The sequence below is a fragment of the Haliea sp. genome (genome assembly GCF_040221975.1).
Classification (GTDB): Bacteria; Pseudomonadota; Gammaproteobacteria; order Pseudomonadales; family Halieaceae; genus Haliea.
Map to the genome: position 1 here is coordinate 1 of NZ_JAVJWR010000025.1, position 18,619 is coordinate 18,619.

Annotated in this window: 15 protein-coding genes; 9 read left to right on the forward strand and 6 right to left on the reverse strand. The window is 64.3% G+C overall.

The window, feature by feature from the left end; translation table 11 throughout:
- Window positions 1–155: 155 nt before the first annotated feature.
- Complete coding sequence (locus RLO07_RS09970) at window positions 156–692, forward strand: HNH endonuclease signature motif containing protein (RefSeq protein ID WP_462291989.1); 537 nt, start codon at window positions 156–158, stop codon at window positions 690–692.
- A gap of 15 nt (window positions 693–707) precedes the next feature.
- Here RLO07_RS09970 and RLO07_RS09975 read toward each other — a convergent pair whose 3' ends face one another.
- The 3 genes from RLO07_RS09975 to RLO07_RS09985 all read right to left on the reverse strand — a co-directional run bounded on the left by RLO07_RS09975 (window position 708) and on the right by RLO07_RS09985 (window position 4,126).
- Window positions 708–1,292, reverse strand: coding sequence for a zeta toxin family protein (locus tag RLO07_RS09975; protein ID WP_462291990.1), 585 nt, complete (start codon window positions 1,290–1,292; stop codon window positions 708–710).
- The gene (locus tag RLO07_RS09980; RefSeq protein WP_462291991.1) at window positions 1,282–1,719 is read right to left on the reverse strand and encodes a TA system antitoxin ParD family protein; all 438 of its coding nucleotides are present in this window, start codon (window positions 1,717–1,719) and stop codon (window positions 1,282–1,284) included. Before RLO07_RS09980 ends, RLO07_RS09975 begins: the two co-directional genes overlap by 11 nt.
- Window positions 1,720–1,813: 94 nt before the next feature.
- Complete coding sequence (locus RLO07_RS09985) at window positions 1,814–4,126, reverse strand: heavy metal translocating P-type ATPase (protein ID WP_462291992.1); 2,313 nt, start codon at window positions 4,124–4,126, stop codon at window positions 1,814–1,816.
- 173 nt (window positions 4,127–4,299) lie between these two features.
- Between RLO07_RS09985 and purT the strand changes: the two genes are divergently transcribed.
- The 3 genes from purT to RLO07_RS10000 all read left to right on the forward strand — a co-directional run bounded on the left by purT (window position 4,300) and on the right by RLO07_RS10000 (window position 7,598).
- Entirely contained in the window at window positions 4,300–5,481 is a 1,182-nt protein-coding gene (purT, locus tag RLO07_RS09990; RefSeq protein WP_462291993.1) for a formate-dependent phosphoribosylglycinamide formyltransferase, read from the forward strand.
- A 37-nt stretch (window positions 5,482–5,518) separates the two neighbouring features.
- Window positions 5,519–7,066 carry a class I adenylate-forming enzyme family protein gene (locus tag RLO07_RS09995; RefSeq protein ID WP_462291994.1) on the forward strand — a complete coding sequence of 516 codons (1,548 nt, stop codon included), beginning with the start codon at window positions 5,519–5,521 and terminating at the stop codon, window positions 7,064–7,066.
- Between the two features lie 142 nt (window positions 7,067–7,208).
- Entirely contained in the window at window positions 7,209–7,598 is a 390-nt protein-coding gene (locus tag RLO07_RS10000) for a hypothetical protein (RefSeq protein ID WP_462291995.1), read from the forward strand.
- A gap of 3 nt (window positions 7,599–7,601) precedes the next feature.
- Here RLO07_RS10000 and RLO07_RS10005 read toward each other — a convergent pair whose 3' ends face one another.
- The gene (locus RLO07_RS10005; RefSeq protein WP_462291996.1) at window positions 7,602–8,285 is read right to left on the reverse strand and encodes a glutathione S-transferase family protein; all 684 of its coding nucleotides are present in this window, start codon (window positions 8,283–8,285) and stop codon (window positions 7,602–7,604) included.
- Between the two features lie 184 nt (window positions 8,286–8,469).
- Between RLO07_RS10005 and RLO07_RS10010 the strand changes: the two genes are divergently transcribed.
- On the forward strand, window positions 8,470–9,840 hold the full coding sequence (locus RLO07_RS10010) for an aspartate kinase (protein ID WP_462291997.1): 1,371 nt from the start codon (window positions 8,470–8,472) through the stop codon (window positions 9,838–9,840).
- Between the two features lie 222 nt (window positions 9,841–10,062).
- Here the strand turns inward: RLO07_RS10010 and RLO07_RS10015 are convergent, their stop codons facing one another.
- Both RLO07_RS10015 and RLO07_RS10020 read right to left on the reverse strand, forming a co-directional pair.
- The gene (locus RLO07_RS10015; protein ID WP_462291998.1) at window positions 10,063–11,379 is read right to left on the reverse strand and encodes a M20/M25/M40 family metallo-hydrolase; all 1,317 of its coding nucleotides are present in this window, start codon (window positions 11,377–11,379) and stop codon (window positions 10,063–10,065) included.
- A gap of 12 nt (window positions 11,380–11,391) precedes the next feature.
- On the reverse strand, window positions 11,392–11,838 hold the full coding sequence (locus RLO07_RS10020; RefSeq protein WP_462291999.1) for a DUF2721 domain-containing protein: 447 nt from the start codon (window positions 11,836–11,838) through the stop codon (window positions 11,392–11,394).
- Window positions 11,839–12,105: 267 nt separating this feature from the next.
- Between RLO07_RS10020 and RLO07_RS10025 the strand changes: the two genes are divergently transcribed.
- From RLO07_RS10025 to RLO07_RS10040, 4 genes are read left to right on the forward strand one after another with little or no spacing between them, the layout of a single operon-like run.
- Window positions 12,106–13,209 (forward strand): WD40/YVTN/BNR-like repeat-containing protein, encoded by a 1,104-nt coding sequence (locus RLO07_RS10025; RefSeq protein ID WP_462292000.1) that lies wholly within the window; start codon window positions 12,106–12,108, stop codon window positions 13,207–13,209.
- Entirely contained in the window at window positions 13,206–15,554 is a 2,349-nt protein-coding gene (locus RLO07_RS10030; RefSeq protein WP_462292001.1) for an efflux RND transporter permease subunit, read from the forward strand. The genes RLO07_RS10025 and RLO07_RS10030 overlap by 4 nt, the downstream gene beginning before the upstream one ends.
- Before the next feature lie 58 nt (window positions 15,555–15,612).
- Window positions 15,613–17,223, forward strand: a complete 1,611-nt coding sequence (locus RLO07_RS10035; protein ID WP_462292002.1) for a DUF1302 domain-containing protein — start codon at window positions 15,613–15,615, stop codon at window positions 17,221–17,223.
- Window positions 17,224–17,236: 13 nt separating this feature from the next.
- Window positions 17,237–18,610, forward strand: a complete 1,374-nt coding sequence (locus RLO07_RS10040) for a DUF1329 domain-containing protein (protein ID WP_462292003.1) — start codon at window positions 17,237–17,239, stop codon at window positions 18,608–18,610.
- Window positions 18,611–18,619: the final 9 nt, after the last annotated feature.

An 18,619-nucleotide genomic window follows, 5' to 3' on the forward strand; every position in this document is an offset into this window, starting at 1 on the left:
GGCTACGAATACTCTACCGTTGCTGGCAATCCCGGACACTGTATGACGAGTCGAAGTACCTGAAGGCCCTTCAAAAGCGAGGCTCGCCACTGGTAGCTGCGGCGGCATGAAATCGTTGACTGAACACCTCAGGGAATGAAACGTTTTCGCAGCACATGAACCAGGTGCGGGCCGATGCACTGGTGTCCGTGATGGAGCATTTTCTGGCCTCGGGACCGGATTATCGGGGCCTGCAGGGCCTGAAGGGGTCGGAACGCTGCCAGGTGGTGCTGCACGTGGACGTCAATACCCTGCGCGAACAGCGCTCGGGGGTGTGTTGCACGCACGGGCGGGCGCACTTCGAGGACAAACCGTGGCTGGCGCCGTCTACCGCGCGGCGGCTGAGTTGCGATGCATCCCTGGTCACGGTACTGGAAGACGACGCCGGCAAGGTGCTGAATGTGGGCAGAAAGTCGCGGATTGTGCCGGAGCGTATCCGCCGTGCCCTGCGCGAGCGGGACGGGGTGTGTCAGTATCCGGGCTGCCAGGAATCCGAGTACGTGGACGCCCATCATATCCGCCACTGGGCGGACGGGGGCGAAACGCGGCTGGATAACCTAACGACCCTGTGTCGATTCCATCACCGGCAGCTGCACCGGGGATGCTTTGATATTCGTCTCAATGACGGCTCCGCAGAGATAATCGACGCTTGAAAATACAACCCGGAGTCATTCCGCCAGGCAGTGTAGCCAGGGCGGCACCGGTGATACGAAAACGGCAAGTTCTCCATCTTGCCAGCAGGCAACGCGTCGATAGGGGTTGGTGCTGCTGGAGTTATCAAGAATATCGCAACGATCGCACAGTGGCAGGGCTTTGCTGACGTTGTTCAGGGTTCGTGCGATTCGCTCACGTATTTTCCGCTCCGGCACGGTGTGGCCTCCGTCAGCAACTCGTTGCGCGACGCGCGCGACGTTCAGGTCGGCCATTTCGAGATGTATGTAGATCATGTTTATCTCGTAACCCAAACCCTTTGCTTTGGCGAGGAAGTCGATTTTGCTCGGGTGCGAGAAGACTGTTTCGAAACAGAAACTGATACCCCTGGCGAGCAGGTTCTCCCGCAGCTGCTGTGCAAGTCGCGCCGCGGCATAGCTGTGGCCTTCCGGATCATTCGGAAAAAGGGACTTGGCGAGCAGGTCGGCGTTTACGAAGGGGAGGCGATTCAGGTAAAGCTTCTGGAAAGTGCTTTTGCCAGCGCCATTTGCGCCCGCAAGCAACCAGAGGCGCGGACGCAACGGGACAGGATCAGCCGCCATGGCCTGCTCGATGCGGCTGCAAGCCGGAATCGGGCAGGAATTGGCCGTTCTCGAAGCGGCCGGTTGTACGCCGCCCATCGCTGTCTATCTGTTCCAGCAAACCGGGGTGATCGAGGCTGGCCTGATAGCGTGTCTGGCTGCTGCTTACGCGATCCGCCAGCCGCCCCGCCTGGCGATCACGCTCGACAGCGGCAAACAGCGCATCTGGTTCTGGCCCGGGATCGTTGTGATATTGAGCGGAAGCTTCAGCGACACCGCTGCTGATCGCGAGGAGGTCGTTGCCTGACAGCGTCTGCGCAGCCAATTGGCCAATAGTGGCCCAGTATTCGATCTGCTTGGCACTGCTTCGGTGCTCTATCCGACCGGCCAGCTCTGCGGCTTCGTAGAGGCTGCGGCTGACGCGGACTGGTGGTACGGGCTTGGACATCAAACACCTCTCCAGACAGAAACGGGGGCTTTGTAGCAAAACGCAGCAAAATAGTAGCGTAATGCGACATTGAGGTCAAGATCAAGGGGTCAGGCTACCCCAACCTCTGGCCCCGCAGCCGCAGCGCATTGCTGATCACGCTGACCGAGGACAGCGACATGGCAGCCGCGGCGATCATCGGTGACAGCAACATGCCGGTCAGGGGGTAGAGGACACCGGCGGCAATGGGCACCCCGAGGGCGTTGTAGGCGAAGGCAAAGAACAGGTTCTGGCGGATATTGCGCATGGTCGCCCGCGACAGCTGCAGGGCATGCACGATCCCGTTCAGGTCGCCCCGCAGCAGGGTGATGCCGGCACTTTCGATGGCGACGTCGGTGCCGGTGCCCATGGCGATACCGACATCCGCGGTGGCCAGCGCCGGCGCATCGTTGATGCCGTCGCCGACCATGGCGACAATCCGGCCCTCATCCCGTAGCCGTTTGACCACATGGCTCTTGTCTTCCGGCAGTACTTCCGCCTCTACCTCATCGATCCCCAGAGTGCGCGCCACCGCCGCAGCGGTGGTGTGATTGTCCCCGGTGAGCATCACCACCCGTATGCCCGCCTGCTGCAGGGAACGAACAGCGGCTTCGCTGTTTTCCTTTACCGGATCGGCAACCGCCAACAGACCGGCGAGCGCCCCGTCCACTGCCGCGAAGATAACCGTAGCCCCCGCTGTGCGCAGTTCCTCGGCCGCGGCATCCTGCGCTCCGGTGTCAGCGCCTTCCGCATCCATCAACAAGCGATTCCCCACTGCCAGGCGCTTGCCGTTGACCTGCCCGGTGACCCCCTTGCCGTTCCGGGCATCGAAATCCGATGCGTCCGGCAGGGTCAGCTCCAGTTCCCGCGCCCGGTCGACGATGGCCTGCGCCAGCGGGTGTTCACTGCCCTGTTCCAGCCCTCCGACCAGTGTCAGCAGGGCCGCGTCGTCATAGCCCTCGGCGGGCCGCACTGCCGTGACCGCTGGTTTGCCTTCGGTGAGGGTTCCGGTCTTGTCGATCACCACCGTGTCGACTTTCTCCATGCGTTCCAGTGCCTCGGCGTCCCGAACCAGCACGCCCAGGCCCGCGCCGCGGCCGATGCCGACCATGATCGACATCGGAGTGGCCAGCCCCAGGGCGCAGGGACAGGCGATGATCAGCACGCTGACCGCCGCGATCAGGGCAAAGGCCATGGGCGGTTGCGGGCCCAGCAACGACCAGGCGATGAAGGCGACCACGGCCACGGCGATCACCGCCGGCACAAAGTAGCCGGCAACCTTGTCCGCCAGGCCCTGGATCGGCGCGCGGCTGCGCTGGGCGCTGGCCACCATCTGCACGATGCGGGCGAGGAGGGTGTCACGACCGACCTTGTCGGCGCGCATGATGAAGCTTCCCTGGCCATTGATGCTGCCGCCGATGACACTGTCGCCGACCTCGCGGGTGACCGCCAGGGGTTCACCGGTGACCATCGATTCGTCCACCGTCGAGCGACCTTCCAGGATCTCGCCGTCGAGGGGGATCTTGTCGCCCGGGCGCACACGCAGCCGGTCGCCTACCGCGACCTGGTCCAGTGACACATCCTGCTCTCCACCCTGTCCATCGAGACGCCGTGCACTGGCCGGAGCCAGGTCCAGCAGGGCGCGAATGGCGCCTGAGGTCTTTTCCCGTGCCCGCAGTTCCAGCACCTGGCCCAGCAACACGAGGACGATGATCACGGCTGCAGCTTCGAAGTAAACGGCGACTGAGCCATCGGGCTGGCGAAAGGCTGGCGGGAAGATCCCCGGCGCCAGGGTCGCGACCACGCTGTAGCTCCAGGCGGCGCCGGTACCTACTGCAATGAGAGTGAACATGTTGAGGCGGCGACTGAGAATAGAGCGCCAGCCGCGCAGGAAGAACGGCCAGCCGGCCCACAGCACTACTGGTGTGGCCAGCGCCAGCTGGATCCAGTTGGATTGCTGCGGAGCCAGCAGTGCTTCGGTGGCAAAAAGATGGCTGCCCATTTCCAGCAGGAAAACCGGCAGTGCCAGCACCAGGCCGATCCAGAAGCGCCGGCTCATGTCCAGCAGTTCGGCCGAGGGGCCGGTATCTGCAGTGACCTCCTCGGGTTCCAGTGCCATCCCGCATTCGGGGCAGTCGCCGGGACCCTCCTGACGCACCTCGGGGTGCATGGGGCAGGTATAAATGGCGCCGGGAATGGCAGCCTCGGGCTCCTTTTTCTCACTCAGGTACTGTTCCGGGTCGGCCTCGAACTTTTCCCGGCAGCGCGCGGCGCAGAAATACCAGGTCTGGCCCTTGTGCTCGCTGTGATGTTTGGCGGTGGCCGGGTCCACGGTCATGCCGCAGACGGGGTCACGGGTCTGGTCTGATACGGCGGCCTCTGTGGTCATGATTCGCCTCCTGCATTGTCGGGGGCAGTATACGTCAGTCTGGGTAATGGTTATTGCCACCCTAACCCGTAGCGGGCCAGCGGGCCAGCGGGCCAGCGGGGCTGTTTGCTGCCCGCACTGCGGCTGCGATGTTATTATCTCTGCTTCAACCATCCGGTACGGACAGACTCCCCATGACCACCATCGGCACGCCACTCACCGCCAACGCCACCCGCGTCATGCTGCTTGGCAGCGGCGAACTGGGCAAGGAAGTCAGCATCGAGCTGATGCGCCTGGGCTGCGAGGTGATCGCGGTGGACCGCTATCCCAACGCGCCGGCGATGCAGGTGGCCCACCGCAGCCATGTGCTGAATATGCTGGACGGGGCTGCGCTGCGGGCACTGGTGGAGAGGGAGCAGCCCCGGTTCATTGTCCCGGAAATCGAGGCCATCGCCACCGATGAGCTGGTGCAGCTGGAAGCCGAGGGCTGGCAGGTGGTGCCCTCCGCCCGCGCCGCGCAGCTGACCATGAATCGCGAGGGGATCCGGAGGCTGGCGGCGGAGGAGCTGGGACTGGCAACCTCTCCCTATCGTTTCGCGGCCACCCGGGAGGAGTATCTTGCCGCCATCGAGGCGATCGGGTTGCCCTGCGTGGTCAAGCCCATCATGTCGTCGTCAGGCAAGGGCCAGAGCACAGTGCGCAGCCCCGCTGATATCGACCAGGCCTGGGACTACGGCCAGGCCGGCGGCCGCACCGGGGCCGGCAAGCTGATTGTCGAGGGCTTCATCGACTTCGACTACGAGATCACCCTCCTGACCGTGCGCCATCGCGACGGCACCAGTTTCTGCGAGCCCATTGGTCACCGTCAGGAGAAAGGGGATTACCGCGAGTCCTGGCAGCCCCAGGCCATGAGCCCGGTCGCCCTCGAAGAGTCTCGCCGCATCGCGGCGGCGGTCACCGGCGCCCTGGGCGGCCACGGCATTTTTGGCGTGGAGTTGTTCGTCAAGGGTGATGCGGTCTATTTCAGCGAAGTGTCGCCGCGGCCCCACGACACCGGCCTGGTCACCCTGATTTCCCAGAATCTGTCGGAGTTCGCCCTGCACGCACGCGCGATTCTCGGCCTGCCGGTACCGGCTATCCACCAATTGGGTCCCTCGGCCTCGGCGGTGCTGCTGGTGGCGGGGGATTCGGCCGACATGCGCTACGGCAACCTGGCGGCGGCGCTGGCGGAGCCTGATACCGACCTGCGCTTGTTCGGCAAGCCGGAGGTGCGCGGTGAACGGCGTCTCGGTGTTGGTCTGGCCCGTGGCGACTCTGTCGAAGACGCGATACAGAAGGCGCTGCGGGTGGTCGGCGCAATCGAGGTCACACTGTGACGCGGGCGTCCGTTGGTCGCCCGTTGCCCGCCGCTCCATGAACGCTTCGCACCTGCCACCAGCGCTGTTCCTCCACGACCTGCCTGCGATCCAGGCACAGCGGCAGCCAGATGCCGTGGCCCTGTGGTGGCAGGGCGCGCCGACCACCTATGCCCAGCTCTACAGGCGGGTCGCGGAGCTGGCGGCGCGCCTTGCCGCGGTTGGCGAGCGGGGAGACCGCATTGGCGTCCTGGCCTGGAACGGTCCGCGGTTCATTGAGCTGATCTACGCCTGCGCCGCCAGTGGCCGTATCCTGGTGCCGCTGAATGCCCGCCTGGCGCCGGCGGAATGGTTGTACCAATTGCAGGCGGCGGGCATAGGCATGCTGTTCGCAGACGGCGACCTGTTACAGTCCCTGCGCAAACATCCGGAGTTTCCGCCCGGGCTGGCGACCATCGACCTGCAGGCGGACCATGACCGCTGGCTGCGGGAGGGCCCGGTGGCGCCGCTGCCCGCGTTGCACGCGCAGGATCCGGCCTGGATCCTCTTTACGTCGGGCTCTACCGGCCGACCCAAGGGCGCCGTACTCAGCCACCGCTCCTTTCTTGCCGGCCTGGAGTCCGCCGCTCTGGCGCGGCCGGTAGCGGCTGGAGACAAATACCTGTATCCCTTTCCCCTGTTCCATGTCGCGGCCCACAACGTGCTGCTGCAGCACCAGCACGGCGCCGCGGTGGTATTGCTGCGCGCGTTTGCCGCAGAGGAAACCCTGCGCGCCTGCCGCGAGCTGGGGGTCACCACCCTGTCCCTGGCGCCGACCATGATTGCCATGCTGCTGGATCACCCGTCCTTCAGCCCCGGGGATTTGGCGAGTGTGCGCACCATTGGTTACGGCGCTTCGGCGATGCCGGAGACCCTGCTGCGGCGTCTGTTGGACGAGACCGGCGTCGGCCTGTGCCAGAGCTATGGCATGACCGAATTGTCCGGCAGTGCGGCTTTCCTCACGGTGGAGGATCACCGGCTGGCAGCCGCAGGGCGGCCCGAACTGCTGCAGTCGGTAGGAAAACCGCTGGCCACCGTGGAACTGAAGGTAGTGGACGAGAGTGGACGCGAATGCGTTGCCGGTGATGCCGGGGAGATCCTGGTGCGGGCGCCCCAGTGCATGCAGGGCTACTGGCAGCAGCCGCAAGTGACCGCGGCGACGCTGGTCGAGGGTTGGCTGCACACCGGCGATATCGGTCGTTTCGATAACGAGGGCTATCTCTACATCGTCGATCGCAAAAAGGACATGATCATCAGCGGCGGCGAAAACGTGGCCTCCCGGGAAGTGGAGGAAGTGCTGCGTCAGCATCCGGCGGTCAGGGATTGCGCCGTCATCGGCCTCTCGGATTCGCGCTGGGGCGAGCAGGTCTGCGCGCTGGTGGTACTGACTACGGAGGCCAGCGACGCCGAGCTGGCGGCCCACTGCCGCAGCCTGCTGGCGGGCTACAAGACCCCGAAAACCTGGCGCCGGGTGGAGGCGCTCCCCCTGAATGCGGCGGGCAAGGTAGACAAGCCCGCATTGCGGGAAGGGTTATGGGCGCACTGGGGATCAGGTCTCGCAAGGTAGCATTCCTCCGTCATGCGGTCAGGCGAGATCCGACCTTCACCTGGTCTTGAATGACTGATAAAAGTACCCTTGCGATGTACCTTGCCTGTCGATGCTCCTGCACACTGGATTCTGGCCAGGTACCGGCAGGGAGGCTATGATTGTGGCTACGTTGGCGTTCGACACACTGCAGTATGCCCGCCGCCTGAAATCGGCGGGAGTGCCAGAGCAGCAGGCTGAGGTACAGGCAGAACTGATGGCAGAGGCGTTTGGTTTCTATGCGGATAACCTGGTGACCAGGGATTACCTGGACGCCCGGCTGGATGCGCTCGAGAGCCGCATCAGCCAGCGCTTTGCAGAGCAGGACGCGCGGATCGACGAGCGATTCGCGGAACAGGACGTTCGGTTCGAGCGGCGCTTCTCCTCTCATGAAGTGCGCATGGCGGCGCTGGAGGCAACCATGAAAGGCGGGTTCCGGCTGCATTCGGTACTGCTGGGCCTGGTGCTGACAGCGGTTGTGATCCCGCTGGCGCGGGACCTGTTACCCTTCTAGCAGTCAGTTGTCTTCCTGTTTCGCGCCGCCCATTGCCTTGCCGACATAGGCCATGAACTCCTTCATGTTGGCCTGCTGGTCGGCATCCACCTGCTTCGACACGGCATCTTCGGCCATGCGTGCGTCCCACTCTGCGAGGCCGGGCACCGCAGGCAATACATCCCACTGCAGCTGGCTGGGACCCACCAGTTTGGGAATGGCCAGTACGTAGCGCAGGTAGATGTCCGCCAGGGACAGCTCGTCGCCACAGACCCAGGGCTTGAACCGCGCCAGCTGGCCGAGACTCGCGGTGCCCTTGTCCAGGGTGAGCCGTACCTCCTTTTTGACCGCGTCGGACACTGGCACATTGCCCAGCACCGCGGGTAGCAGTCGGCGCGCTGGCAGCTCCAGGTACAGCTCCGCCATTTTCATGACCTGCCGCACCTGTGCCCGCTGCTCCGGATCTTTCGGCAGCAGGGGCTTGTCGGGGTAGGCTTCCTCAATGTACTCGATCAGGACGCTGCTTTCGGACAAGGTTGTGCCGCTGGCAGTTGTCAGCGCGGGTACCTTGCCCGCCGGGCTCAGAGCCACCAGCTCGGGCATGCCCGGGTAGACCAGATGCTCGTCGAAGGGCACGCCCTTGTGCAGCAGGCAGTGCTTGACGATGTTGTAGTAGTTGCTGGAGGAGAAACCGTGCAGTGTGAGCATGAGTGGTTGTCCGTGCTTTGAATGATGAACCGAGTGTACACCAGAGCGCCTGGCCAATGCAGTGCAGCATCAGGCAATGCGACGATCAGGCAATACGACACCTGACCACAGGTCCACGCTGCAGTAAACTGGCACCATCAGGGCCCGCCATGGGGGCGGGCCCGCAGCGAGCAGGGCAGCGTTGGTGACGAAATCGACACAGTTGGGAACAGGGGGCGCGGCGCCGGGAGAGCGCATCGTCTGCAAGTTTGGCGGCTCCAGCCTCGCCAGCACGGAGCAGATGCGCAAGGTACGGGCGATTATCGATGCGGATCCGCGCCGCAGCATCGTCGTGCCCTCGGCGCCGGGCAAGCGCGACAGCAAGGATACCAAGATCACCGACCTGCTGTACCTGTGCCACCACGCCGCCAGCATGAACGCCGATTTCAGCGGTCCCTTCGACCAGATCGTCGAGCGCTTCACGGGCATTGAGCGGGAGCTCGAGATCGCGCCGGTGATCGCGCAGCACCTGGAGCAGTTCCGGGCGCAACTCGCTGCCGGCGTCAGTGCCGATTTTGCCGCGTCTCGCGGTGAACACTTCTGCGGCCTGTTGCTGGCGGCCTGGCTGGGCGCGGAGTTTGTGGAGCCGGCGGAATGCATTGTCATCGGCGGCAACGGTCTGGTGGATCCGCAGACCTGGACCCTGCTGGGGTCGCGCCTGGCGGACCCGGGCAAGCGCTACGTCCTGCCCGGTTTCTATGGCCGCGATCCGGAAGGCCAGGTGCGGACCTTCTCCCGCGGCGGCTCCGACGTCAGCGGTGCGGTGGCCGCCCGTGCCGCCCACGCTGCGCTGTACGAGAACTGGACCGATGTTTCCGGGCTGTTGATGGCGGACCCGCGCATCGTCAGCCAGCCGCGGCCGATGGAGGAAGTTACCTACGCCGAGATCCGCGAGCTCGCCTACATGGGCGCCAGCGTGCTGCACGACGAGGCCATGGCGCCGGTGCGTGAAGTGGGTATTCCGGTCAACATCCGCAATACCAACGAGCCCGGGCACCCGGGCACCCGCATTGTCGCCGAGCTGTCGCCGGAGATTATCCAGAGCACCCAGATCGCCGGTGTCGCCGGCAAGACCAGTTTCTCCATGATCACCATCGGCAAGCACCTGATGAACCGCGAGGTGGGCTTCGTCTACCGCCTGCTGGGGGTGCTGGAACACAACGGCATACCCTTCGAGCACTGCCCCTCGGCCATCGACAGCGTCAGTGTGGTACTGGAGTCGAAGTGGCTGGAGGGCAGGGTAGAGCAGGTGCTGGATGAAATCCGCCGCACGCTGGAACCGGACGAGATCGATTACGTACCGAATATTGCCCTGATCGCCGTCGTGGGCGAGGAGATGGCGCGTACCCCCGGGATTGCGGCCAAGGTCTTCACCGCACTGGCGGCGGCGGGTGTCAACGTGCGCCTGATCAATCAGGGGGCGTCGGAGCTCAATATCATCGTCGGCGTGGCCCCGGACGATTACCCGCTGGCGCTGCGGGCGATCTATGGGGCGTTCGTGGCGCAGCCCGGGTGATCGCGGATCTGGGTGGCTTACTGTGGGAGCACACTCTGTGCGCGATCGCCCGCTATCGCCCGCGGACAAGGTGAATGGCCGCGCAGCGGCCAGAGAAGGTGGCCTGGGCCACAAGGTGAATGGCCGCGCAGCGGCCAGAGAAGGTGGCCTGGGCCACAAGGTGAATGGCCGCGCAGCGGCCAGAGAAGGTGGCCTGGGCCAGCGGGCTCCCACATCGGGCTCCTACCGTTGGCCGCCCGCGAGGCGGTGCAGCAGCACCGCGGCACGCTTGGCCTGCAGGGGTAGCGCTGGCAGGTAGCCGGTTTCATCGACGGTGTGCCCTTCGGTTCCGCTCATGCCGAGGCCGTCGATCGCCATTTCCACATGGTCGGCGGCAAAGGATATGTCGGCGGCGCCCGCCCGCAGCGGGTTGACCGCCGTGACTTCGCCAAAGCCCAGGTCTTCGCTGACCTGGGAGAACAGCGTCAGTAGCCGCAGGTTGCCCGCTCCCGGCGCCATGGGCGGATAGCCCTCGTCGAAGCTGATGCCGGCGCGGGTGCCGGGCAGGTTGTCCGCGACGATTGCCGCCATGCGGGCCTGGGCACGGGCGAGTTGCTCTGCCGACAGCGCCCGGATGTCCCCCTCCACCCGCGCCGATTCGGCCACCACGTTGTTCTTGCCAAAAGCACTGGTGGTGTTGTCTGCATCGTTGTTGTGCAGGGTGGTGCCACCGGCAATGCGGCCGGGGTTGAAGGTCAGGAATTGTTCGCCGCGGAGTGTATCGTCTTCGTGGAAGCCGTGGAGGATGCGGGCAGCCTCGTAGATGGCGCCGGAACCGATGTCCTCGCGGAATACCTGCGACGAGTGTGCCGGGGTGCCTGTTGTTTCCAGGGTCCAGCCGCTGCTGCCGCGGCGAGCGACATTGGCGGTGCGGTAGTCGCCATCGCCGTTTTCGAAACCGATGGCAATATCGGCGTCTGTCGCGGCCTCCACCAGGGCCTGCTTGGACAGTGCCAGTGGACTGCCACTCAGTTCCTCGTCCCCGGTCAACACCACGGTGACATCCAGCTGCTCCAGGGCGCCGACTTCACGCAGCGCGGCCAGGGCACGCAGCATGATCACGTTGCCGCCCTTCATGTCGGCTATGCCGGGTCCGGTAGCGTTGTCGTCATCAACCCGGGTAAAGGTCTGGAACGGGCTGTCCGGTTCGAACACGGTATCGAGATGCCCGATCAGCAACACCTTCACCTGCGCCTCGTTGCCCCGATAACGGGCCAGGAGGTGCCCGGCGCGTTCGAAGCCGCTGCCGTCCAGCCACTCCACCTCGAACTCCAGCGCGGCGAATTCGGTACCGAACAGTTCACCAACTTCCCGAACCCCCGCCAGGTTCATGGTGCCGCTATTGATATTGACGCTGTCGACGAGGAGCTCCAGTGCCGCGGGATTGGTCGCGTCAATGAACTCCACCATGCGCTTTTCGGTGTCGGAAAGTACGGCGGTCACAGCCTGCGTCGGCAGCATCGCCAGCATTATCGCCATGCAGCAGAACAGTTTTTTCATGTTTTCATCCTCTCAGTCACTGTATTCCTGTCCCGCCACCAGCACCCGGGTGGCGAGCTGCACTTCCTTGATCAACAGCAGCAGCGCCGCGATCAGCAGCAACATCGCCAGCACGAATGTCACCACCACGAAGGTCTCGATATGGAGGGACCAGAAGTCACCCACGAACAGGCCCACGACCACAATGCACACCATCAGCGCGGAGGCGGTGCACATGCCGATAGACCAGTTGATGATGTGCACCCGCCGCCAGAGGGTGCGCAACTCGCGGCTGGCGCGCTCGATCCTGGCGGCATCATTCAGCGTGGTTACCCTGCGCTCCACCACCCGCGCGCGATCGACAATCCGACCGAGGCGCCCCGACATGACATTGAGAAAGCCGGCGATGCCCGCGAGCAGGAACACCGGTGCCACGGCGATCTGGATGATGCTTGCGAGTGCGGTGAGGGAGTCGTCCATGGTGCATGGTCCCGGAAATATCTTGGGGGCAGGTGTTGCATTGTAGCAGTCCGCGCACAACCGTGAGCCCCAATCACGCTGCTGGCATGCCCGGTTCCCGCATCGAATATTGATCCAGCGCAGGTAAAACCGCCATGCACCGCTCCGGACCGGGTTCCCGGCTCCCCCGGCCAGCCATTTTGTGTTATTTAAATGCAATCAACGGTGAGTGTCTGCTTCTGCAGTGCACTTGAGGTCGCCCCGCATAACCATAACAGGGAGGGGATGATGAGGTTGCTGGCCATTGCCGCCCGTGCGCGGGTGCTGTTGATCGCGGGTATTCTGCTGCCGGCCGCAGTGCCAATATCCGCAGTGGCGGAACAGGCGCTGTTGCTGCCACGCGCCAGCGAGAGCCTGTTGCTGGATGTAAAGCGGGCCGGGGAGCGGCTGGTGGCGGTCGGGGAGCGTGGGCACGTCCTGTTGTCAGATGACCACGGAGCCAGCTGGCGACAGGTCGAAGTGCCGACAGCGCGGATGTTGACCGCGCTCTGGTTCGTGGACGAGCGCCGCGGCTGGGCGGTGGGCCACGACGGAGTTATCCTCGCGACAACTGATGCCGGCAGCAGCTGGACCTTGCAACGGGGTGGATTGGCAGGGCGGGCGCTGGAGCCCCTGCAGGATCCGCTGTACACCTCACCCCTGTTGGCCGTCTGGTTCGCAGACGCCGACCAGGGCATCGCGGTGGGTGCCTATGGGCTGTATCTGGAGACCCGTGACGGCGGGCGCAGCTGGCGTACCCCCGAAGAGCCACCCGACAACCCCGACCAATTGCACCTGTACGCGATCGCCTCGCCCGACGGCCAACGCCTGCTGCTCGCCGGTGAGAGCGGGATTCTCTACCGCTCATGGGACCGGGGCCAGTCCTGGGAGTCGCTGCCGCCCGCCAAGGCTGGCACCCTGTTCGGTCTGGTGGCGGAGCCGGATTCCGATTGGGTCACCGCCTTTGGTCTCGAGGGTAGTGTTCTCGTCTCGACGGACTTCGGTGACCGCTGGGTCGCTCTGGACAGTCCCGTCGCGGTCGTCCTCGCCGGCGGTACCCGTCGCGCCGACGGAGGCGTGCTGATTGCTGGCAGCGTGGGCACCCTGCTTGAGGTCGATCCCCGCTCCGAGGTGGTCAGCAGCTGCGACACCGGCACGGTCACCGGCAATTTTGCCAGGCCAATCGAGGCGCTGGATGGCGGCATCGTGCTGGTCGGCCAGGGCGGGGTAGTCCGGTTGGCGCCGTTGAGCCCTGATGAGTGCCACAGCCGGGGCGTGGCGGCAGGCTCGGCAGCGGGCGCCAGCCAGGATACCAACGCGAGCCGCGTCGCGGCCGACGGGAACCTTCGATGAGCCCGACGCGTACCGGCGCCGATCCGGTCGGGCGCCATGAGGAGGCGGTGCTGGAGACGCTGATCTTCGGCCGCAGGCGCCTGCTCATCACCCTGTTCCTCATCGCCACCGGCATTTTTGCCTGGCAGGCGTCAAAGCTGCGTCCCGATGCCAGCTTCGAGAAAATGATTCCGATGCAGCATCCGTTCGTGCAGACGATGATGCGCCACATCGAGCATCTGGGCGCCGCCGGCACCTCGATCCAGATCGCCGTGGAGAGTCGCGAGGGTGACATCTTCGATCCGCATTACCTGGACGTCCTGCGCCAGGTAACCGATGAGGTGTTTTATCTCGAGGGGGTGGATCGCAATCGACTGAGCTCCCTGTGGACGCCCAATGTGCGCTGGACCGAAGTCACCGCGGCCGGATTCGAGGGGGGCATGGTCATGCCCGACACCTACGATGGCTCGCCGGAGAGCCTGGCACAGCTGCGCCGGAACCTGCTGCGCTCGGGCCAGGTTGGTCGCCTGGTGGCGGACGATATGCGTTCCAGTATCGTCGAGGCACCGGTCTTCGACCGCGATCCCATCACCGGCGCGGCGCTGGATTACCACGCGTTCTCGCAGCAACTGGAGTCGCGCATACGCGATCGCTTTGAACGGGACGGCATCCGTATCCGCATTGTTGGCTTCCCCAAGATGATCGGCGATCTGCTCGCCGGGGTGACCGCAATTCTCCTGTTTGCCGTGATCACCCTGGCGGTCACCGCGGCGCTGCTGCTGCTCTACACCCGCTGCCTGACGGCCACGATCGCGCCCCTGCTGTGTTCGGTGATAGCGGTGATCTGGCAGCTGGGACTCCTCAATATCCTCGGTTTGGGGCTCAACGCCTATTCGATCCTGATTCCATTCCTGGTGTTCGCCATTGGCGTCAGCCACGGCGTCCAGGTGGTCAATGCGACAGGCGCCGAGACCGCTGCCGGCAGGACCCGGGTAATGGCGGCGCGGCTGGCCTTCCGCGGCCTGTACATCGCGGGTATGGCGGCGCTGGTGTCGGATGCGGTCGGATTCCTCACCATGATGTTGATCAACATCGAGGTTATCCAAGACCTGGGCATTGCCGCCAGTGTCGGCGTTGCGGTCATCGTGCTGACCAACCTGGTACTGCTGCCTGTGCTGATGTCCTACCTGGGCATTGGCCAGCATGGCATCGACAGGGTGCGACGCCGCCAGCAGGCTGACCCGTGGCTGTGGGGGGTACTGGCCCGCTGCGCGACTCCGCGGGTGGCCCTGGTCTCGGTGCTGGTGGCTGCAGCGGGCTTTGGCATCGGTTACCTCGGTGCCCGCAACCTGCATATCGGCGATCTCGATCCCGGTGCGCCGGAGCTGCATCCCCACTCCCGCTACAACCTCGACAACCAGTTCATCACCGAGAACTATGCCACCAGCTCGGATGTGCTGGTGGTGCTGGTGGAGACGCCGCCCGAGCAGTGTTTCCTGCATCACAACCTGGAGCGCATCGATCTTTTCACCTGGGTGATGCGCAATGTGCCCGGGGTCGAATCTGCCATCTCCCTCGCCGAGGTTGCTCGCCTGGTGACCATGGGCTACAACGAGGGCAGCTTGAAATGGGCGGCGCTGATCCGCAATCAGCGGGCTCTGGATACCACCTTCGGCCAGGTCCCGCCGCAGCTTGTCAATCGCGACTGCAGCCTGGCGCCGGTGGCGCTGTTTCTCAGCGACCACAAGGCCGAGACTCTGGAGCGGGTGGTGACCGCGGTCGAGGATTTTGGCGCCAGCCACAACAGCGATGACATTCGTTTCCTGCTGGGTGCCGGCAACGCCGGGATCCAGGCCGCCACCAACCAGGAGATCGCCACCGCCCGCACCCAGATTCTCATCCTGGTCTACAGCGTAGTCGCGGCGCTGGTATTTTTCAGCTTCCGCTCTTTATCGGCGGTGATCTGCATCATGGTCCCGCTCGGGCTTACCGGCGCTTTGTGCAACGCCCTGATGGCCTGGCTGGGTATTGGTATCAAGGTGGCGACCCTCCCGGTGATTGCCCTCGGGGTCGGTGTGGGGGTGGATTACGGTATCTACATCTTCAATCGGCTGCAGGGTTTCCTGCGCCAGGGCCTGGACCTGCCCGAGGCCTACCTGCGGACCCTGCGCGGTACCGGCGCCGCCGTCGGTCTGACGGGGTGCGCCCTGGCGGTGGGGGTGGCGACCTGGATCTTCTCGCCGATCAAGTTCCAATCCGATATGGGCATGCTGCTCACTTTCATGTTCCTGTGGAACATGCTCGGGGCGCTGTGGCTGCTGCCCGCGCTCGCCCATTTTACCCTGCCGCGCAGTGTGCGGGAGTGATGCCGGTGGCACGCAAGCATATGAACTCACAGGCAGGTATTACCGAGGGAGATAAACCATGACCATGAACCTCACCGGGCGCAGCAGGCTTGCCCTCCTGCTCGGCAGCGCCCTGCTGACCTGGCCCCTTCGGGCCCTGCCGCTCAGCTGGGAAGCCACCTCCGGCTGGACCATGGACCTCGACACCACGCTGACCTACGGCGCTCAGTGGCGGGTGCAGGGCGCGAAGGCGAGCCAGTTGCGGCGCCCCGGTCCGGAACTCGACTTTGCCCAGCGGCTTGCCTTTCTGAGCGAGCAAAACACAGTGATTGCGCAGAATATGGATGATGGCAACAACAGTTTCGATACCGGACTGGTCTCGAACCGGGTCAGCGCTGTCTCCGACCTGGAGCTGCGGTATGGCAATCTCGGCGCTTTCGTTCGCGGCCGTGCCTTCTACGATCGGGTATACCGGGACCAGCGCAGCGATATGGATGCGGTTGGCGCTCTTACCTGGAACAATCGCGACAGTACCGACCTCGGCGATTTCGTCGACGCTGCCCGGCGTGAGCACGGCGCCAAGGTAGAGTTGCTGGACGCCTGGGTCTACGGCAATTTCAGCATCGGCGAACGCAGCGTCAATCTGCGCGTCGGGCGCCAGGCCATCAACTGGGGCGAAGCTACCTTTTTTCCTGGCGTCAACGGCATGCAGAATCGCTTCGATGCCGCCGTCGCCAATGTACCGGGTACCGAAGTCAGGGAGATCCTGCTACCCACGGGCGCGGTCTACGCGCAGTTTGACCTCAGCGCAGCCCTGGCGATGGAGGCTTATTACCAGTACGAGTGGCGCCCGACCCGGCTCAATGCCGTGGGCAGTTATTTCAGTCAGCAGGACTACCTTGGACCCGGTGCCGCCAATTATTTTGTCGGTGCCCTGGAGCTGTTCGGTCTCAATCCGCTCATCCCCCGTCTGGCCGATGACAGTCCCGGTGACCAGGGTCAGTGGGGTACGGCCCTGCGCTACAGCCTCGACTCGGGCACAGAGCTGGGTTTTTTCTACGTGCGGGCGCACAACAAGGCACCGAGCTTTCGGCTTAACAGTGTCGAGCTGGCGGGGTTCGAGTTGCCGGTTGATTATCAGGTGATCTACTTTGATGACATTCACACGATCGCCGCCAGTTTCTCGACCCTGTTCGGCGACGTGCAGGTCAATGGTGAACTCTCCTGGCGTATGGATGCCCCCTTCGCTGATGCCGGCGGTCTGCCTCAGCGGGAAGACCTGGTACAGGCCCAGGTCGGTTTCACCCAGGTTGTCCGCCCGACGCGCTTCTGGGACGACCTGGCGTTGGTCGGTGAGGTGGTGGGTGTGAACGTGGTGGATCGTGGCAGCGCCGATCTGGCCTTTGACGGGGCCGCGCTGGCCTATGCCCTGCGGGCAGAGTTTGCCTATTTCAATGTTTGGCCGGCGCTGGATGTTAGCGTGCCTGTGTTCATCATGCACACCATCAGTGGCACCCTCCGGGAAGCCAATATGGTCGATGGCGCGGTGGTGGCGAGTGTGAGCCTGAGAGGAGTCTGGCGCGACCGTTTCATCGGCGAGTTGAGCTATGCCCACTACGCGGGCGGCGGTTTCGACAACTGGCTGCTCGATCGAGACAACATCGCCTTCAACATCAAGTACAGTTTCTGACGGGAGATATGGCATGCAAAGAAGAATTATCGCGGGATTGATGCTGGCATTGCTGACGGCCGCCGGGCAGGCGCGCGTCAGCGAGGAGGATGTGGCCAGACTCGGCGCGGACCTGACACCCCGCGGCGCGGAGCGGGCGGGCAATGCCGACGGCTCCATCCCCCCTTGGGACGGCTCCCTGCTGGGGCTGCCGCCAGGCCTGGCCTGGGACGGCCCCGGCCACAATTATCCTGACCCCTTTGCCGACGAAGAGCCTCTGTTCTCGATCACGGCCGCCAATGTGGAGGAGTATGCGGAGCGGCTCAGTGATGGCCAGCTGGCACTGTTTCGCACCTACCCTGACAGCTTCCGTATGGACGTCTACCCGACTCACCGCAGTTTCGGTTACCCGGAGGAGGCCGCTGTGCGCACCCGCCGCAACGCCCTGCACGCTGAGCTTTTCAACGGCGACGACGGGATTAATGGCTTCGCGGGTGGAGTACCCTTCCCGATTCCCCGACTGGGAGCGGAGCCGATCTGGAACTCCCGACTGAACAGTCCCAGCCAGCACCAGGAGGGGCTTGGGGATGACGTGGCTGTCTACGCCAACGGCAGCCGCTCCCTGCGCCGGGGCCAGACCATCCAGAAGACCCTGTTCTCGGATCCAACCCTGCCCCTGGACGCCGATTTCAAGAGCATCAGCCCGTATTCCGCCTTCGTCTGGTTTGAGGTGCAGGAACCGGTGCGTGACAAGGGCACCATTACCCTCATTCTGGAGCCGCTGGACTACTCGGAGACCCCGCGCACGGTGTGGCGCTATCTGCCGGGTTCGCGGCGGGTGCGCCAGGCACCTAACGTGGGCTACGACACCCCGGATGGTCCCGGCGGAATTCTTACCATCGACGACACCCTGGGTTTCAACGGTGCCATGGACCGTTTCGAGTGGAATATCGTCGCGCGCAAGGAAGTCTACGTGCCGTTCCACAGCTATCGTTTCGACGATCCCGGGCTGACCGAAGACCAGCTGCTGACCGTGCACCATCCCAATCCGGATTACATGCGCTACGAGCTGCGCCGCGTATGGGTGGTGGAAGCCACTCTCCGGGAGGGTTTCCGCCACATCTACGGCAAGCGGCGTTTCTATGTCGAGGAGGATGGCTGGAACATCGTCATTACCGAAAACTACGATGGTCGCGGCGAACTCTGGCGCACAGTGCTACTCAATTCGATCTATGCCTATGACGTCATGGGTTACGAAAAGCGCAGCCAGATCTTCCACGATCTGCGTGCCGGCATCTACAATGCCACGCGCCTCACCAACTGGACCCGGCCCTGGAACTTCTCCGCCGAAGAGCGCCCGGATGACTTTTTCACCGCAGCCAACCTGCGCCGGACCGGCACCCGCTGAGAGCAGCTG

What these genes read in the sequence shown, in the direction of transcription:
- RLO07_RS10005 (WP_462291996.1), bottom strand. Translation starts at nt 8,285, where the DNA reads ATGCTCACACTGCACGGTTTCTCCTCCAGCAACTACTACAACATCGTC.
- RLO07_RS10025 (WP_462292000.1), top strand. Translation starts at nt 12,106, where the DNA reads ATGAGGTTGCTGGCCATTGCCGCCCGTGCGCGGGTGCTGTTGATCGCG.
- RLO07_RS10020 (WP_462291999.1), bottom strand. Translation starts at nt 11,838, where the DNA reads ATGGACGACTCCCTCACCGCACTCGCAAGCATCATCCAGATCGCCGTG.
- RLO07_RS10030 (WP_462292001.1), top strand. Translation starts at nt 13,206, where the DNA reads ATGAGCCCGACGCGTACCGGCGCCGATCCGGTCGGGCGCCATGAGGAG.
- RLO07_RS10035 (WP_462292002.1), top strand. Translation starts at nt 15,613, where the DNA reads ATGACCATGAACCTCACCGGGCGCAGCAGGCTTGCCCTCCTGCTCGGC.
- RLO07_RS10015 (WP_462291998.1), bottom strand. Translation starts at nt 11,379, where the DNA reads ATGAAAAAACTGTTCTGCTGCATGGCGATAATGCTGGCGATGCTGCCG.
- RLO07_RS09985 (WP_462291992.1), bottom strand. Translation starts at nt 4,126, where the DNA reads ATGACCACAGAGGCCGCCGTATCAGACCAGACCCGTGACCCCGTCTGC.
- purT (WP_462291993.1), top strand. Translation starts at nt 4,300, where the DNA reads ATGACCACCATCGGCACGCCACTCACCGCCAACGCCACCCGCGTCATG.
- RLO07_RS09975 (WP_462291990.1), bottom strand. Translation starts at nt 1,292, where the DNA reads ATGGCGGCTGATCCTGTCCCGTTGCGTCCGCGCCTCTGGTTGCTTGCG.
- RLO07_RS10040 (WP_462292003.1), top strand. Translation starts at nt 17,237, where the DNA reads ATGCAAAGAAGAATTATCGCGGGATTGATGCTGGCATTGCTGACGGCC.
- RLO07_RS09970 (WP_462291989.1), top strand. Translation starts at nt 156, where the DNA reads ATGAACCAGGTGCGGGCCGATGCACTGGTGTCCGTGATGGAGCATTTT.
- RLO07_RS09980 (WP_462291991.1), bottom strand. Translation starts at nt 1,719, where the DNA reads ATGTCCAAGCCCGTACCACCAGTCCGCGTCAGCCGCAGCCTCTACGAA.
- RLO07_RS09995 (WP_462291994.1), top strand. Translation starts at nt 5,519, where the DNA reads ATGAACGCTTCGCACCTGCCACCAGCGCTGTTCCTCCACGACCTGCCT.